The 17,960-nt window shown below is 42.7% G+C and carries 9 protein-coding genes and 1 pseudogene; 3 read left to right on the top strand and 7 right to left on the bottom strand.

All coding sequences use genetic code 11. The features are described from left to right. Positions 1-91: 91 nt before the first annotated feature. A pseudogene (locus GPA07_RS10455) lies at positions 92-1,243 on the top strand (IS3 family transposase). A gap of 40 nt (positions 1,244-1,283) precedes the next feature. On the opposite strand, the gene GPA07_RS10450 reads toward GPA07_RS10455, so the two are convergent. The 5 genes from GPA07_RS10450 to nirB (GPA07_RS10430) form a co-directional block, all read right to left on the bottom strand. Beyond that, the gene (locus GPA07_RS10450) at positions 1,284-1,991 is read right to left on the bottom strand and encodes a DUF421 domain-containing protein (RefSeq protein ID WP_174549243.1); all 708 of its coding nucleotides are present in this window, start codon (positions 1,989-1,991) and stop codon (positions 1,284-1,286) included. Positions 1,992-2,051: 60 nt separating this feature from the next. Continuing rightward, complete coding sequence (gene nirD / locus GPA07_RS10445) at positions 2,052-2,375, bottom strand: nitrite reductase small subunit NirD (protein ID WP_008357286.1); 324 nt, start codon at positions 2,373-2,375, stop codon at positions 2,052-2,054. Between the two features lie 26 nt (positions 2,376-2,401). Beyond that, positions 2,402-4,813: a nitrite reductase large subunit NirB gene (nirB, locus tag GPA07_RS10440; RefSeq protein WP_157292501.1), complete on the bottom strand. Its 2,412-nt coding sequence runs from the start codon at positions 4,811-4,813 to the stop codon at positions 2,402-2,404. 89 nt (positions 4,814-4,902) lie between these two features. Beyond that, positions 4,903-7,041, bottom strand: a complete 2,139-nt coding sequence (gene nasC, locus GPA07_RS10435) for an assimilatory nitrate reductase catalytic subunit NasC (RefSeq protein WP_157292500.1) — start codon at positions 7,039-7,041, stop codon at positions 4,903-4,905. Beyond that, a complete protein-coding gene (nirB, locus tag GPA07_RS10430) occupies positions 7,038-9,305 on the bottom strand; it encodes a nitrite reductase large subunit NirB (protein ID WP_157292499.1) in 2,268 nt (755 codons plus the stop codon). The genes nasC and nirB (GPA07_RS10430) overlap by 4 nt, the downstream gene beginning before the upstream one ends. Positions 9,306-9,475: 170 nt before the next feature. Here nirB (GPA07_RS10430) and GPA07_RS10425 point away from each other — a divergent pair, with 170 nt between their 5' ends. Continuing rightward, positions 9,476-10,678 carry an MFS transporter gene (locus tag GPA07_RS10425; RefSeq protein ID WP_071169084.1) on the top strand — a complete coding sequence of 401 codons (1,203 nt, stop codon included), beginning with the start codon at positions 9,476-9,478 and terminating at the stop codon, positions 10,676-10,678. 63 nt (positions 10,679-10,741) lie between these two features. Here the strand turns inward: GPA07_RS10425 and gltD are convergent, their stop codons facing one another. Together gltD and gltB are read right to left on the bottom strand one after the other, a co-directional pair. Beyond that, complete coding sequence (gene gltD, locus GPA07_RS10420; RefSeq protein WP_157292498.1) at positions 10,742-12,226, bottom strand: glutamate synthase small subunit; 1,485 nt, start codon at positions 12,224-12,226, stop codon at positions 10,742-10,744. A gap of 16 nt (positions 12,227-12,242) precedes the next feature. Then, positions 12,243-16,814: a glutamate synthase large subunit gene (gene gltB / locus GPA07_RS10415; RefSeq protein ID WP_157292497.1), complete on the bottom strand. Its 4,572-nt coding sequence runs from the start codon at positions 16,812-16,814 to the stop codon at positions 12,243-12,245. Between the two features lie 153 nt (positions 16,815-16,967). Between gltB and GPA07_RS10410 the strand changes: the two genes are divergently transcribed. After that, complete coding sequence (locus tag GPA07_RS10410; protein WP_008357300.1) at positions 16,968-17,870, top strand: glutamate biosynthesis transcriptional regulator GltC; 903 nt, start codon at positions 16,968-16,970, stop codon at positions 17,868-17,870. The last annotated feature ends 90 nt before the right edge of the window (positions 17,871-17,960 follow it).

The following is a 17,960-nucleotide window of genomic DNA, read 5'->3' as shown; positions in this document are numbered from 1 at the left end:
GACTGACCCCATAAAGTGAGACAAATAAAAACACCTTTAAGTTGAAAATCGGGTATATCATATCTGAAAACAATTTGGAGGTGTTTTTTGTATGGGAACAAGAGTCAGTTACCCCGCAAGTGTAAAAGAAGAGGCGGTTCAGATGAAGTTGGCAGGAGTCTCAACAAAAGAAATCATGGACAAGCTAGGAATTAAGAATAAAACACAAGTGAAAACTTGGATGAAATGGTATCACAATGGTGAAACCCACCGGTTTCATCAACCTGTTGGAAAGCAGTATTCATACGGTAAAGGACCTGAATACCAAGATGAAAACGAGAGATTGAAAACAGAAAATCGCTATCTAAATCAACAAATAGACATATTAAAAAAGTACCGAGAATGGGAAAGGTGGTGGAAAAAGAAGCACTCGTGTCGATCTACGAAACGGTAAAAGATAAAGTGAGTGTCAGTGAATTCTGTCAGCTATTTGAAGTGGCTAAATCAACATTTTATCGTTGGAAAAAACAAGATCATCATCACTCAGCAACATGGGTTAATCAAGCTTATTTCAACACTTTGTAAGTTGCACAAGTATACGTATGGGTATCGTAAAATAACGGCTCTTCTACGCAAAGAAATGAAGATTAACCATAAGAGAGTACAACGAATGATGCAAACCTACGGTTTGCAGTGTCGTGTGAAAGTGAAAAAGCGTAAACAGACCGGTCAACCCTATTACATTGCAGAAAATCACTTAAAACGAGATTTTTCTGCGACAAAGCCACTTGAAAAATTGGTGACTGATATCACGTATTTGCCATTTGGGCAAAAAATGCTTTATCTATCCAGCATAAAAGATTTATATACAAGTGAGGTTGTGGCTTATACGATTGGTGATAAACAGGATGTTTCTCTTGTTTTAGATACATTGAAGCAGTTAAAGACACTGCCTAAAGGCTGCGTACTTCATAGTGATCAAGGTTCGGTCTACACTTCTTATGCTTATCAAAAGGAGATAAAGGAAAAAGGCATTACCATGAGCATGTCCCGTAAGGGAATGCCCGCTGATAATGCTCCCATCGAATCCTTCCACTCAAGTTTAAAATCAGAAGGATTTTATCTCCACCACCTGACAAACACTACAACAGCCATTGTAGAAAAAACAGTCAGGGAGTATATTGATTATTATAACAATATCCGAATTCAATTGAAATTAAACAGCCAGTCACCAAAAGAGTTTCGGCAACTGGCTGTTTCGTAAAGGTGTTTTGATCCCTGTCTCAAAAACGGGGGTCAGTCCCTTATGTTGTGGATGTTTTTTCAGATTTCTCATATTTCATCGCATAAATTCCTTCATTTTCAATCCATTCACAGAAAAGGACATCTTGATAAGAGGAAATGTGCTTCGATTTCAGTTGCTCACGCAGCCATGACTCATCAAATCCAGCTTCCTGTAAGTCTTTTCTTAAGATTTCCCCGTCGATAATAAAGGTTCTAGGCAGTTTGACTTCTTTACCTTTCACGTTCACATCTTCGGCTGTCGCTGGTGCGTATTTCATTTTCGGAAGCACACTGACAGAACCGTCTGTTTCTAAAATCGCATATTCAATTTCGTGAAGAGCAAAATGCCCCTTCGCCCTGATAAGCGTTTGCAGTTGATTTAAATCCAGCATGTTTTTCTTTAAGCGTTTGTAGTGAATCTTTCCTTTATCGATAACAAGGGTCGGTCTTCCTTCTAAAAAGGAACGAACCGATTTAAACTTTTGCGAGAGCCATTCAACTGTGTATATTAAAACCCCCCATACCGCAACAGCAAAAAGAATATGCAGAATGCTAACTTCTGGATCGAAGATAGCATTACCGACCATTTCCCCTAAAATGAGTGCAGAAATAAAATCAAACGGCGTGATTTGAGCAAATTGGGTTTTCCCTAATAGTTTTGTAATGAAAAATAAAGCAAAAAATCCGATGAAGAGTTCAATCAAAATATTAAAAAATGGCACAAGCATACCTTCCTTTCTGACTGCATGTATCTACAGCATGTACATGAAAGGAAGGTTCTAAACCATTTATGAAGGCAGTAAAATAAAGACGTCGTCTCCCTCAACGAATGTTTCATAAGTTTTGACGCACCCATGATCTGGTGCTTGAACGTGACCTGATGAAAGATCGATTTTCCAATCATGCATCGGACAGAACACATGATCTCCGCTCACCATTCCCTCGGCTAATACGCCGCCTTTATGAGGACAACGATTTTCAATGGCTTTGAACTGCTTGTTAGAGGTTTGAAAAACAGCTAATTCAAGTGTACCGGCTGCGACGGTTTTCCCTAGCTTCATCGGGAACTCTGATATAGTACCAATGTGAACTTTTACCACTGGAATTGACATCTGATCTCCTCCTTTCAATTCATTGATTATACGGAAGCTGTAGCTTTATGAAACAGTTGTCTTGTTTCTTGTTGGTTCTCCCGAAGCTCCTGCCAAGGCTCTTTATAGGTTGAAAGAGCGATGTCCATTCTTTCGATTAATGCTGCACGTTTTTCGTCATCTAGCAGAACCGACTGAATATGATCCAATCCAAGCCGTTCAACCCAAGCGGATGTTCTTTCTAAATAATTTGCTGTTTCCCTGTAATATTGAAGGTAAGCTGCGGCCATTTGTTCTACTTCTTCTGCTGTTTTTACCTTCATTAATAAGTCTCCAGCTCGTAAATGGGTGCCCCCATTCCCGCCTGCATACAATTCAAATCCCCCATCAATCCCTACGATGCCGAGATCTTTAATCCCAGATTCTGCACAGTTTCTAGGGCATGCGGACACGGCCATTTTGACTTTGTGTGGTGTAGCAAGACCTTCGAATTTCTTTTCAAGTGCAATTCCAAGAGAAATAGAGTCCTGCGTTCCGAACCGGCAAAATTGTTCTCCGACACATGTTTTGACGGTTCTTAATGATTTTCCGTAAGCATAACCGGACGGCATATTCAGATCAGCCCATACTTTTGGTAAATCTTCTTTTTTTACACCTAAAAGGTCGATACGCTGACCGCCAGTCATTTTCACAAGGGGGATCTCATATTTGTCGACGACATCTGCTATTTTTCTCAGGTCATTTGCATTTGTGACGCCTCCGTACATACGCGGAACAACTGAATAAGTGCCATCATTTTGTATGTTGGCATGCATACGTTCATTCACAAATCGTGAACTTTTTTCATCTTTGTAGTCAAGTGGATGAATCATACCTAAATAGTAATTCAGTGCAGGCCGGCACTTTGAACAGCCTTCTTCTGTTTGCCAATCAAGTACATTCATCACTTCTTTGACATGCTGCAAGCCTTTTTCTTTTATTTCATGAAGCACTTCATCTCGTGATAAGGTGGTGCAGGCGCAAATGGTTTCTTTTTGCGCTGTGCGGTTCGCATCATCGCCTAAGGTGTGCCATAAAATCTCTTCGACAACAGCTTGACAGCCCCCGCATGATCGAGAGGCACTTGTACATTGCTTGACTTCCTGAATCGTAGATAAGCCTTCTTCCTGAATGGCCTGCACAATCTGCTCTTTTGATACACCATTACAGCCGCAAACGATATGGTCGTTTGCCATGCCCTCAATCGTGCTTTCTTGCGCCAGATCATTTGATGTTAAGATGGATACCTTCTCCATATCCGACATATCTACCCCTTCTCTAATGTAGGAGAATAATCGAGGTCCATCACTTGTTTCTCCGAACAACACAGCGCCTACTAATCGATTTTGCTGGAAAACTAGTTTTTGATAAATACCTTGTTGTTCGTCAAAAATCTTAATCGCTTTTTTCTCATCGTTTTCTATAAAATCACCAGCTGAAAACACGTCAACTCCTGATACTTTCAGCTGTGTCGATAGAACAGACCCTTCATACGGGGCCGGGCTCATTTCACATACATGCTTTGTGAGCACGTTTGCTTGGTCGTATAAAGGAGCGACAAGTCCGTACGTTTGTCCCCTGTGCTCTGCACATTCACCGACTGCATAGATTCGAGGGACACTTGTTTCCATATAATCATTAACGATAATGCCCCGGTTCACAGCAAGACCACTTGTTTCTGCGAGCGTTTTATTTGGTTTAATTCCGGCTGCCATGACCACCATATCTGTCTCGAGCGTGGAGCCATCTGAGAAGATTAATCCCTCAACTCTTCTATCTCCTAAAATCTCATTTGTCTGTTTTCCTAACAGGAAGCTCATGCCCTGTTTTTCTAATTCCTTTTGAAGAAGCTGCCCTGCAATTGGATCTAGCTGACGGTCCATCAAATGAGAGCCGAGGTGAATGACAGTCACTTCCATCCCTAAGTTTAATAAACCACGTGCCGCTTCAAGCCCAAGAAGCCCGCCCCCAATGACGGCTGCTTTTTTATACTTGGTGGAGGCACTTATCATTTCCTCGGTGTCTTGCAATGTACGAAAGGCTGTGACCCCTTTTTTATCACTCCCCGGAATTGGCAGGATGAATGGAAGTGAACCTGTCGCTAAAATCAAGCGGTCATATTGCACGATCCGCCCTTGATCACTTATCACTGTTTGATTGTCTGTATCGATTGTCACAATGGTTTCATTTGTAAACAGTTGAATATGATGTTCCTCGTACCAATTCCAATCGTTTAACGTAATATCATCTGCATTCGTATCCCCTTGCAGAACCTTTGATAAAAGAATCCGATTATAGTTAGGATGCGGCTCAGTTCCAAATACAGTCATGTCAAATCGTTCGTTGTCTGTCTTTATAATGTTTTCAAGCGTTCGGATGCCAGCCATACCATTCCCTACTAATACGAGTTTTTCTTTCATGAAAAACACCCCTCATGTGATCATTTTTTAGAAAGTACCATAATTTCAATAAAGATGGAAAATACACGTTATGATTTCTCACATAGTTTTCAATTCTTGTAGGCTGACAGCTGTACGGGACAATACTTAAATCCCGGCATTTTACTGTGCGGATCTAAATGCTCGCCAATCAACTGGTTAATGGATTGATGTTTGCTCCAGTGAAACGGAACAAACACGGTATCTTTCCGAATGGTGTCTGATAGATGACATCTGATGATGACACTGCCTCGTGTCGAACGAATGGTGACAAGCTCCCCGTGCTGAAGTCCATAAGCTTTTGCTGTGTCAGGATGAAGCTCTGCATAGGCTTCAAACTGTCTGGCAACAAGAGAGGTACTTTTTCTTGTTTGGACCCCTGTTTGGTAATGAGCCATCACCCTGCCAGTCGTCAAATAAAGAGGGTACTCTTGACTGACTGGTTCCTTTGCCACCTTTTTTCCGTGTGCGACGACTGCAAACTTTGCTAGTTTGTCAGGATGTGAGAATTCATGTTCAAATAGTCTTTCTGTTCCTGGATCTTCTAAATGCGAACATGGCCACAAAATGCCTTGCTCCTTCCTCAGCCTTTCATAGGTTATCCCGGAATAATCAGCTTTTCCTCCTTTCGTCGCAGCTCTTAATTCTTCAAAAATATCTTCTGCTGATGAAAAAGAAAAATAATCGCCTTTGCCTAATACTGTTGCTATGTCACAAATGATTTGCCAATCATGCTTTCTTTGATGCTTGAGTGGATATGTTGCTTCTCTCAGCGTAACGCGCCCTTCTATGTTCGTCATGGTTCCTTCGTCCTCTAAATATGACGAAGTAGGTAAAATGACATCTGCGAGTGCAGCCGTTTCAGAAACAAATAAATCAATTGCCACAAAAAAGGACAGCTGTTCGATGGCTTCTTTGATAAAACTTGCGTGCGGGCCTGATTGAACGGGGTTTGAGCACATTAAAAAAAGCGCTTTGATCTCACCTTCCTGCATTTTTTCAAACATTTCAAAAGCAGAGACACCTTTTCCCGGCAATTCTTTTTCATCAATGTTCCATATTTTTGCGATTTCCTTTCTATGTAGTGGGTTTGTGATATCACGGTAACCAGGAAGCTGATCGGCTTTTTGTCCATGCTCCCTCGCCCCCTGTCCATTTCCCTGCCCAGTAATTGCCCCATATCCGCACCCGGGTTTGCCAATTTTTCCAGTCGCAATCAGAATATTCAGTAAATTCCGAACGGCTGCTGTTCCGTCTATTTGCTGTTCAATGCCTCTTGCAGTGAGGATGATTCCTGTTTTTTCTTGGGCAAATTTTCTTGCTATTTTCTGAAGAACTTCAACTGGCACACCGGTTTGCTGGACAATGTCTGTTAGAGACATTTGTGTGATATGCTGCTTCATTTCTTGAAAACCTGATGTTCGTTTTCTAATAAATTCTTCGTCTATTAAATGTTCTTGAAGCATGATGTGTAAGATTCCGTTTGTTAATGCGGCATCTGACCCTGGTTTCAGGCTGACATGTAAGTCGGCTAGTTGGGCTGTCGCTGTTTTGCGCGGATCAATCACGATGAGAAACGCCCCGTTCTTTTTCGCCTCTTCCATGTATGGCATGAGGGTCGGCTGACATTCAGCTATATTGGTTCCGGCGAGTATTAAAACCCGGGCATCTTTGATGTCACGAAGCGGGAAGGTCAGGCCTCGGTCAAGCCCAAATGTTTGGTTAGCGGCTGTTGCTGCTGAAGACATACAAAGCCTGCCGTTGTAATCAATATGTTTCGTTTTCAGTGCGACCCTTGCAAATTTTCCAAGTAAGTAAGCTTCCTCATTTGTAATTGATGCGCTCCCATACACACTGATGGCATCATGGCCATGTGCCGCCTGAAGCGCTTCGGTGCGTGTTTTGATTTCTTCAAGTGCCTCCTGCCAAGTTGCTTTGACAAATTGTCCGTTTCTTTTGATAAGCGGATGATTCAATCGTTCCCGGTGCAGGGCATGCTGGTGGGCATGCTGTCCTTTCATACAAATTCTTCCGAACGTGGTTGGGTTGTGAATGCCAATCGTCTGGTAACGTGTTCGCCCCTCTACATGCTGCTCGACTAATTGCATTTTGCACTGCATACTGCAAAACGGACATTGAGATGGAAACACTCGCTTTCGCTCTTGCTGCTCTGATTTTTGCTGCGCATATTGTAAAAAAGATTGATTCATACCTTCACACCCTTTTGTCTGCTTTCATCAAATTGCTCACAGAGTTCTTCTCTCATTTCCTCATCAAGCAATTTTTCCCGTATGGATATGCTGCCGTTTCTTCGGAGCCAGTCCCCGATAGATTCCTTGAAATAGGCTCGTTTTCTATAGTCTTCAAGCAGCGCTTTTAAAAAAGGGATGAGCTCACTTTTTCGGCTCACAGAATAAAAAAGCTGACCTGCTTTCGGCTGACGCATGTCGCCTCCGATATAAATGTTCCATGCATCCAGCTGGTTCTTGATGCAGATGTCATCAATTGGGCTAAGTTGACACGTGCAGGAAGGACCGGTGACATGAATGGATGTGACGGCAGGTAAAAGCGTGTTTTCTATTTGTCTTTCGATCTCGATGACAAGCGTCGTGACAGCTGGATCGTGACGACAATCACATGAAAGAATATGAGATAGTCTGCTTCTTTCTATAGGCATGATTTGTCCCTGATCTTTTAAGATATGTGCGGCTTTTTCTGAAACACCGATAAGACGAATGCGCTTTTTCTCCGTTAGTTCAGCCTGCTGAATCAGCTTTTGTTCTAATAATGTGGTGATCATCTGTAAAAAATTGAGATCAAGACGGCCTCCATATAATTGAGGAATCATTGTGAACTCTTGCTCGGATAAGTTGAAACTATCTTTTTTTGGCTGATCATGAAACTGCTCGAAATAGTATGGTATGGCCTCTCGGCAGAAGTCACATCCATCATCGGTTGTCCAATCAAACTGACTTCTCACTTCCTCTACATTCAGCGGCAGCCGTTCTTTCATAAATGAGAAAATGCTCTGTTCATCTGCATTTGTACATGGACAAAAAGAGTCCTGCGCTTCCGTTTGCTCATTTGATGCGTTTTGACAGCAAGCACGGACAAGCTCTTGACAGCCTCCGCAGCCGGTTGCGGCCCCTGTCTCCTTTTTGACCTCTTCTAAGTTTGTCAGCTGATGGATCAATATGCTTTTTAAAATGGCTCCCTTCGTCACGTTTTGACATTGGCAGACAAGATCTTCCTCTTTTAACGTATCTAGAGGGGATGACGGCTCTTCATTCAGTGATTTCATGACTACACTTTTATCGCGTCCCACTTTCACATCTTGGAGAAGCTGATCGGCTTTTTCCAGCTGTCCGACCAATAAGACACCTTTTAGCACATCACATTCAAACACTAATTTTTTGTACACTTCTTGTTCTTCATCTAAATAAGTGACCACTGAAGCATACGGAGACCGGGTTTCAATACATCCTGCAGAATAGATGGGCATGTCATCTGCTTTTAATTTTGTTGAGTAAATGGGCTGAGATGCAGTCGTTATCTGTTCGCCTAATAGGTGTTTGGCAAGAATGCTTGCTTGTTCATAAATGGGCTGCACAAGACCGTGCACCACGCCCTTATGCTCGGCACATTCTCCAATGGCATAAATATTCTCGACGTTTGTTTGCATGACGTCATTTACGACAATGCCTTTTCTCGTGAGGATTCCGTGGTGTTTGGCAAGCTGTATATTCGGCCGTATTCCTGTTGTGAAAACCACGAGATCAGCATCTACGATCTCACCGTTTTTTAAAAGAACCCCTTCTACTCTCTCCTCTCCTAAACACGCAATCGTATGGGCACTTGTTTTCACCTGGATGCCCTTACGAGTTAATTGTTGCTGCAGCAATTCTGATGCTGTTTCATCTAATTGGCGCTGCATGAGCCCTTCGGTGTGATGAATGATGGTTGTCTTCAGCCCCCTTATCTGTAATCCAGCGGCCACTTCCACGCCAAGAACACCGCCCCCAATGACTGCTGCACGTTGATAGCGCAAGGAATCAGCGTGAATCGCCTGATAATCGTCAATCGTACGAAAAGCGTAGACACCTTTTTTGGATACACCTTGTATAGGAAGAAAATAAGGCGATGAACCTGTTGCGATGACCAGTTTGTCATAAGGGATATTCTGGCGCGCTTCTGTCATGATGCATTGCCGCTTTGTATCGATGTGAACAACTGTTTCACCTGCTTGTATGGTGATGTCATGTGTGGTGTACCACTCTTTTTTCTGTAGTTCAATTTGAGACAATGATTCGCTTTTTTGTAAAACCGACGAAAGTTTTATTCGGTTGTAGGCTGGGTGCTTTTCTTTTCCAATGATTGTGATGGAATAGCTTTCTGATTGCTTCTGGACGATATGCTCGATACATTTCATACTCGCCATGCCGTTTCCGATAAACACGAGATTGCGCTTTGCCATGTGAGATCAACCTTTCTACGTCTCTTGCTCCAAAGCTTTATGTACCTAGATTATGGCACGTTCCTGTCAAAAAGTGTTTGTTCATGTGAACTTTTCTGACATGATACTTTCATTACAACAATGAACTCGCTATCTTTAAGTCAGAAAATTCAAAATAGAGGAGGGTTTTTGTGAAACTTTCAGAATTAAAGTCTAGTGGTCATCCTAAAACATTGTTTGGTGCATTTTTATATTTTGATGTGAGCTTCATGATTTGGGTTTTGTTAGGGGCACTGGGTGCTTTTATTGCACAAGATTTTGCCTTATCAACAGTAGAAAAAGGGATGATTGTGGCCATTCCGATTTTATCCGGCTCTTTTTTTCGCATAATGCTGGGGTTATTAACAGATCGAATAGGACCTAAAAAAACCGCGGTGATGGGCATGCTGTTGACCACCATACCGCTCATTTGGGGGTTCACCGCTGGTACAACCCTTTCGGAGCTGGTGTTGATTGGTATTTTACTAGGAGTTGCAGGTGCAAGTTTTGCTGTCGCCTTGCCTATGGCAAGCCGCTGGTACCCGCCACATTTACAAGGGGTGGCCATGGGGATTGCAGGTGCTGGAAACAGCGGAACACTGATCTCTACGCTATTTGGACCAAGACTTGCGGAGATTTACGGGTGGCATGCAGTGATGGGGTTCGCCCTTATTCCCTTAATTGTTGTCTTTTTGTTTTTTATTTTCACTGCGAAAGATGCGCCAAACCAGCCCGCTCCTCAGCCGCTGCGGTCATATTTTTCAGTCTTTCAAGTGAAATCGACGTGGTTTTTCTGCCTTCTTTATGCGATTACATTCGGAGGTTTTGTCGGACTTTCAAGTTTTTTGAGTATTTTCTTCGTGGATCAATATGCCATTTCGAAAATCCATGCTGGTGATTTTGTGACGCTTTGTGTAGCAGCAGGCAGCTTCTTTCGGCCAGTTGGCGGTCTAATTGCCGATAAAATAGGTGGAATGAAGGTTCTGCTTGGCTTATTCGCTGTCATCGGCATCTGCCTAGGGGCAGTGAGCAGTCTTCCTGCTTTACCTGTGGTTATTGCCCTTTTATTTGTCGGGATGATGTGTCTTGGCATGGGGAATGGGGCTGTTTTTCAACTAGTGCCGCAAGTGTTCCATAAGGAAATTGGGATTGTGACTGGGATTGTTGGTGCTGCAGGCGGCATTGGCGGATTCTTTTTACCAAATGTTCTTGGCAGTATAAAAGAAATGACTGGTTCGTATACGTTTGGATTCTTGACCATTTCACTTTTTGTCCTTGTCGTCTTCCTCTGTTTAGTCTTATCACAGCTTAAGCGCAAAAAAGTCGTGATCAACCACACCGTTTCTGAATCATAAAAAGCCATGACCACTCTTTGGTCATGGCTTTTCTCTATATGTGATAAACACCCTTTGTTTGACCTATTTTGGCAGAACCGAACTCCCCATTAAATAACGGTCTACCTCGTGAGCCACTTGTCTGCCTTCGTTAATGGCCCAGACAATCAAGCTTTGGCCGCGTCTTGCATCTCCCGCTGCAAATACGCCTTCTACATTTGTTGTATATTCCCCGTACTTTGCGTCAATACGATTGTTTTTGCTGTCCACGCCAAAGTGTTTCACTAGCGGCTGTTCAGTTCCCTCAAAACCAATCGCGATAAAGACTAACTGAGCTGGCCATACCTTCTCTGTTCCTGGAATCTCATGAAATTCAAACTTCCCTTGCTCGTTTTTCACCTTTTCCATTTGAATGGTATGAAGCTCTTTTAATTTCCCATGTTTATCAGCCACAATTTTTGTGGTTTGAATAGAATATTGCCGCGGGTCTTCTCCGAATTTTGCTTGTGCTTCTTCATAAGCATAATCGAGTGAGAAGACATAAGGCTGCTCTGGCCACATGTTATCCCCTACACGTGTATCTGGAAGCTTAGGATGCTTCCCGAATTGAACAACACTTTTTGCTTTTTGGCGAAGCGCAGTTGCCACGCAGTCAGCACCTGTATCTCCTCCGCCAATCACAATGACATCTTTTCCTTTGGCATCAATAAAGTTTTTATCTTTAAATCCTGAATCAAGCATGCTTTTTGTTGCGAGTGTTAAATAATCCATCGCCAGATGAATCCCTTTTGCTTCCCGACCTTCAATCAACAGGTCCCGCTGCTTTTGTGCACCTGTACAAAGGATGACTGCATCAAACTGCTCTTTCAGCTCATCAGCCGTGATATCCACACCCACTTCTGTGTTCGTCACAAAGTCAATGCCTTCTTGTCTTAGAAGTTTGACTCTGCGCTCAACGACTTCTTTGTCGAGCTTCATATTCGGAATACCATAAGTAAGCAGTCCGCCAAGACGGTCAGATCGTTCAAACACGGTTACAGCGTGTCCTGCTTGGTTTAATTGATCTGCACTTGCAAGTCCTGCTGGTCCTGAACCGACAATGGCAATCTTTTTCCCTGTACGGTTTGAAGGAATTCTCGGAGTGATCCATCCATTCTCAAAGCCTTTATCAATGATCGTCCGTTCAATATTTTTAATTGAAACCGCTGGATCATTGATGGCGACTGTACATGAACCCTCGCAAGGCGCTGGACACACTCTCCCAGTAAATTCAGGAAAATTGTTCGTTTTTTGCAGTCTTTCGAGCGCTTCTTTCCATCTCCCGCGATAGACAAGGTCATTCCACTCTGGAATCAAATTGTAGATCGGGCAGCCAGAAACGCCGCCCCTGATCTCCATCCCAATTTGACAAAACGGTGTTCCGCAGTCCATACATCTAGCGCCCTGCCTTTTTAATACCTCATCTGTATAAGGAGCTGAATATTCTTTCCAGTCATTTTGACGAGTGAGAGGGTCACGTTCATTTGGCTTTTCTCTTTTATAATCCATAAAACCTGTTGCTTTGCCCATTGTCCTCTCCCCTTTCTTAATGAGCGAGGGCTGCTTTTTGCCCGTTTGCCGTTTCTTTATTTTTCGGTTTTGTGTTTGCTTCAAATGCGAACATGACAGCTTCCTCATGACTAAGTCCCGCTTGTTTTTGCTCTTCAATGCTTTGAAGCATCATTTTGTAATTTCTCGGAATGATCTTAATGAATTGATTCTTTTCTTGCTCCCAGTTCTCTAGAAGGGCTGATGCCTTTGAGCTGTTTGTATAATCAAGGTGCTCCTGAATCATTTGCTTCACTTCTTGCTCTTCTTCATGATCTGTGAGTTTTTCAAACATGATCATTTCCATATTACACATTCTCTTGAACTGTTTCGCATCAGATGTATGCACGTAAGCCACACCGCCAGACATGCCTGCACCAAAGTTTTTCCCGGCATCCCCTAAAATAACAACACGTCCGCCAGTCATGTACTCACAGCCATGATCACCGATTCCTTCGACGACCACATGGACACCTGAATTACGAACGGCAAATCGTTCACCTGCACGCCCGTTAATATATGCTTTTCCGCTTGTCGCCCCATAAAATGCAACGTTTCCGACAATGACGTTCTCATGTCCATTTTGCACAAAGTGATCAGATGTTTTGACAACAATTTTGCCTCCGGAGAGTCCTTTGCCGATATAGTCATTTGAGTCACCTGTTAAATATAAGGACATGCCCTTTGGCACAAATGCGCCGAAGCTTTGTCCAGCTGAACCAGTGAAACGAAGTGTGATCGTATCCTCTGGCAGTCCTTCTTCGCCGTAGCGCTTAGACACTTCACTACCAGTAATGGTTCCAGCTACACGGTGAATGTTGCGAATGTTTAGTGATAGATCAACCGGTGTTTGATGATCCAGCGCTTCCTGTACATAAGGGAGAATCTCATTTACATCCAGTGATTCATCAATCTTATGATTTTGCGGCGTTCTAAATGTGCGCGGCCCTTCTGGCTGATAAAGCAGTGTTTCAAGGTTCAGCTGCCCTGCTTTCCAGTGTGCCTTTGCTCTTTCACTAACCGCTAAAACGTCTGTACGTCCAATCAATTCATCCATTGATGTAAAGCCAAGTTCAGCTAAGATTTCTCTTACTTCCTCTGCAATAAACATCATGAAGTTCACAATGTGATCAGGGTTACCCATGAATTTTTTGCGAAGCTCTGGATTTTGTGTCGCAACACCGACTGGGCAAGTATCTAAATGACAAGCTCTCATCATGACGCATCCTAATACAACAAGTGGAGCTGTTGCAAAGCCGTATTCTTCTGCACCTAAAATCGCAGCCATGACAACGTCGCGTCCTGTCATTAATTTGCCATCCGTTTCAAGAACAACTCGTTCTCGAAGGCCGTTTAAGACAAGGGTTTGATGCGCTTCTGCCAATCCAAGCTCCCAAGGAAGTCCTGTATGTTTAATACTTGTTTTAGGAGAAGCTCCAGTACCGCCATCATATCCGCTAATGACAATGACATCCGCTGTCCCTTTTGCGACACCTGCTGCAATCGTACCAACGCCAGCTTTAGAAACTAGCTTGACACTGATGCGTGCGTCACGGTTCGCGTTTTTCAAATCATGGATCAGCTGAGCCAAATCCTCGATTGAATAAATATCATGATGCGGAGGTGGTGAAATCAGGCCAACACCCGGCGTAGAACCACGCACATCTGCGACCCAAGGATACACTTTATTTCCTGGCAGCTGACCGCCTTCACCAGGCTTTGCACCTTGCGCCATTTTAATTTGCAGTTCATCTGCATTGACCAAGTAATGACTCTTCACACCAAAGCGGCCAGAAGCAATTTGTTTAATCGCACTTCTGCGATCATGACCTTGCTCATCTACTGTAAAACGTGCAGGGTCTTCCCCGCCTTCTCCGCTATTGCTTTTGCCGCCAATTCGGTTCATCGCAATTGCTAGTGCTTCATGCGCTTCTTTACTTAAAGAACCAAATGACATCGCACCTGTCTTAAAGCGGCGCACAATCGATTCAGCAGATTCAACCTCTTCAAGGCGAACGGGTTTTTGTTTTGAACGAAAAGCAAACAGATTTCTGAGGAAGCCAATTCTTTCTTCGTCCGCTGCCTTCGTATATTGTTTAAATAGATCGTAATCTTCGTTGCGGCATGCCCACTGAAGCGTATGGATTGTTTTAGGATTAAAGGCATGATGCTCTCCGTTTTTTCTCCATTGGAATTCACTGCCTGATTCGAGTGTTTGGTCAGTAGATGCCTGATACCCGGCCTCATGACGAAGCTTTGCCTCACTAGCAATGGTCTCAAGATCAATTCCGCCAAGCTGCGAAGCTGTGCCTGTGAAATACGCCTGGATGACGTCTTCACTAATGCCGACTGCTTCAAAAATTTGTGCTCCTCTATAACTTTGCACAGTGGAAATACCCACTTTTGACATGACTTTGACAACACCCTCGGTCACGCTTTTGCCAAACTTCGTGACAGCTTCATCAAAGCTAATAGAGATCGCTTCTTCTGAAATAAGCTGTTTGTATGTTTCATAGACCAGGTAAGGGTGGATTGCATCTGCACCGTAGCCAATAAGTGCTGCAAAATGATGGACTTCTCTCACTTCACCAGATTCGACGATCAGACTCACCTTTGTTCGCAAGCCTTGGCGCACAAGATGCTGATGAAGTGCACTTAGTGCAAGAAGTGGTGGAATCGGCACTTTCTGTTCTGTCATTTCACGATCTGAAAGAATTAATAAAGATACGCCTTCGCGAATGGCTTTTTCCGCTTCTTCAAACATCGCATCGAGACCACGTTTTAGATCATCGGTGAAAAGTGTATGAATTGTTTTGCTTTTAAAGGCATTATGAACAATCGTTTTCAAACCGTTAAATTGTCCGCTCGTTAAGACCGGTGTATAAAGTTTAATTCTTCGGCATGAATATTCATTTGGATGTAAAATATCTCCTTCAGCACCTAACCAAGTCATGGTTGATGTGACGAGCTGCTCACGAATCGCATCAATCGGTGGATTCGTGACCTGTGCAAATAGCTGTTTAAAATAATTGAAGAGTGATTGCGCCCTATCTGATAGCACAGCAAGCGGTGTGTCACTTCCCATGGAACCGATTGGGTCTTTGCCCTCCTCTAGTAAAGGGATTAAATACTTTTGAATGTCTTCATACGTATAATGGAAAGCACGCTGGCGCGTCAGTAAATCACTCATTATACTAGAATTTTCTGAATTTTCTTCAGAGCGATTGACATGAACCATTTCTTCATCCAGCCATTTTTGATAAGGAAGTTCATTCGCAATGGTCGACTTCACTTCTTCATCTGAAATAATTCTGCCTTCTTCGAGGTCAATCAACAGCATTTTACCTGGCTCAAGACGATCTTTATATTTGACATCTTCTTCTTTTGTTTCAATCACACCTACTTCAGATGAGAAAATGATGTGGTCGTCATTTGTGACATAGTATCTTGCTGGTCTTAATCCGTTACGATCTAAGATAGCTCCGATTTGTTTCCCGTCTGTAAAGGAAATCGCTGTTGGTCCATCCCACGGCTCCATTAAAGAACTATGGTATTCATAAAATGCCCGTTTCTCTTTTGACATGTGCGTATTCTCAGTCCAAGGCTCCGGAATGAGCATCATCGCTGTATGAGCAGGTGTACGGCCTGCAAGTACGAAAAATTCAAACGCATTGTCTAAAATAGATGAATCACTTCCGTCTGCATTCAGCACTGGCAAAATCTTGTCTAGATCTTCTCCGAAGGCTTCAGACACGAATTGTTGTTCTCTTGCTCTCATCCAATTGATGTTTCCTCTTAATGTGTTGATTTCTCCGTTATGAATTAAGTAACGGTTTGGATGAGCTCTTTCCCATGTAGGGAATGTATTTGTACTAAATCTTGAATGAACAAGTGAAAATGCAGAAACAAATGTTTCATCTTGCAGGTCAAGGTAAAAAGCATCGACTTGATCTGATGTTAAAAGTCCCTTATATACAATGGTTTGACTTGATAGGCTGACAAAGTAAAATTGTTTTTTCTCTGCTGTTCCCCAATTTTCAGCCTGCTTACGAATGACATATAATTTTCGTTCAAATGCCAAACGATCTGTTACGTTGTCGTTTGCACCGATAAACACTTGACGGACAACCGGACAGCTCTTTGCTGCGACAGTCCCAATTTTCCCAGCATCAACAGGAACGGTTCTCCAGCCAATCAATGTTTGACCTTCTTGTTTAATGAAACCGTTGATCTTCTGTTCAATCGCTTGACGCGTTTTGTCATCATCATCTTTTGAAAAGAAAACCATTCCTACCCCGTAACGGCCCTTTTCAGGAAGTGCAAAATCTTGGCAATTCTTTCTAAAGAAAGCGTCTGGCAGTTGTACCATTAAGCCGGCACCATCACCTGTATACGGATCACTGCCTTGCCCGCCGCGATGATCGAGTTGGCACAGCATTTGCAATCCCTTTTTGACGATGCTATGTGTCGCCTCCCCTTTTAAATGGGCGTACAGTCCGATTCCACATGCATCATGTTCAAATTCAGGACGGTAGAGACCTTGTGGTTGTGGTAGTTGATTAAAAGTCATCGTTTCTCTCCCCCGTTTAAAAGATCCGTTTTTTCACAGTAATAAAATCTCACAAACTCTGTAACTTATTTTAAGTTTTCAAATTAATATAAACAATATATAATTTAGATCAAAACAATCTCTTTTTGAGATAGATGGGTGTGAAGTGTAAAAATGGAGCTTCGTCAATTACGATATTTTGTAGAAGTTGCTGACCGTGAACACGTGTCAGAAGCGGCTGAAAACTTACACGTTGCCCAATCTGCCATCAGCCGGCAGATTGCCAATTTAGAAGAAGAACTTGGAGTGGCTTTATTCGAACGAGAAGGACGAAATATCAAACTAACGAAAATCGGCAGACAATTTTTGGACCATGTTAGGACAGCACTAAAGGCAATTGATTACGCCAAGGAGCAAATTGATGAATACTTAGACCCGCACAAAGGGACGGTAAACATTGGATTTCCTACAAGTCTAGCAAGCCAAGTTCTCCCTTCTGTCATTTCGGCCTTTAAGCAGGAATATCCAGAGGTCGATTTTTTACTTAGGCAAGGTTCCTATAAGTTTCTCATTGAAGCAGTCAAAAATCGAGATATCGATCTTGCCTTTTTAGGACCTGTACCGACAAATGATCCTCAAATAGAAGGAAATATTTTGTTTTCAGAAAGCATTTATGCCCTTTTACCTGTTAGCCACCCCTTCAGCGGGCAAAGAAGTATTCATTTAAGTGATTTGAGAAAAGACCATTTTGTTTTATTTCCTGAGGGGTATGTGCTGAGACAAATTGCGGTTGATGCTTGTAAGCAGGCAGGCTATGAACCAACCATTTCATCTGAAGGAGAAGATTTGGATGCGATTAAAGGTCTCGTGTCAGCTGATATGGGCGTGACCTTATTACCCGAAAGTGCCTTTTATGAAACAACACCGCGATTTACAGTGAAAATTCCAATTGATTTCCCGCAAGTGAGAAGAACCGTTGGAATTATTGCCTCTAAATCAAGAGAGATGTCTCCTTCCGCACACGATTTTTATATGTTTGTGAAGGATTTCTTCTCTAAAATTGAACAATATAAATAATTCATTAAAACAAGACATTTCATTTGTAGAAATAATCACTCTTTGTATATGATGAGTTACAAAGCAACAGATTATATGGAAGAAAGGTAA

The sequence above is a fragment of the Bacillus sp. ms-22 genome (assembly GCF_009759805.1).
Lineage (GTDB): Bacteria > Bacillota > Bacilli > Bacillales > Bacillaceae > Bacillus > Bacillus xiamenensis.
The sequence above is the reverse complement of the archived record's forward strand: the minus strand, read 5'-3'. Positions and strand labels throughout refer to the sequence as shown.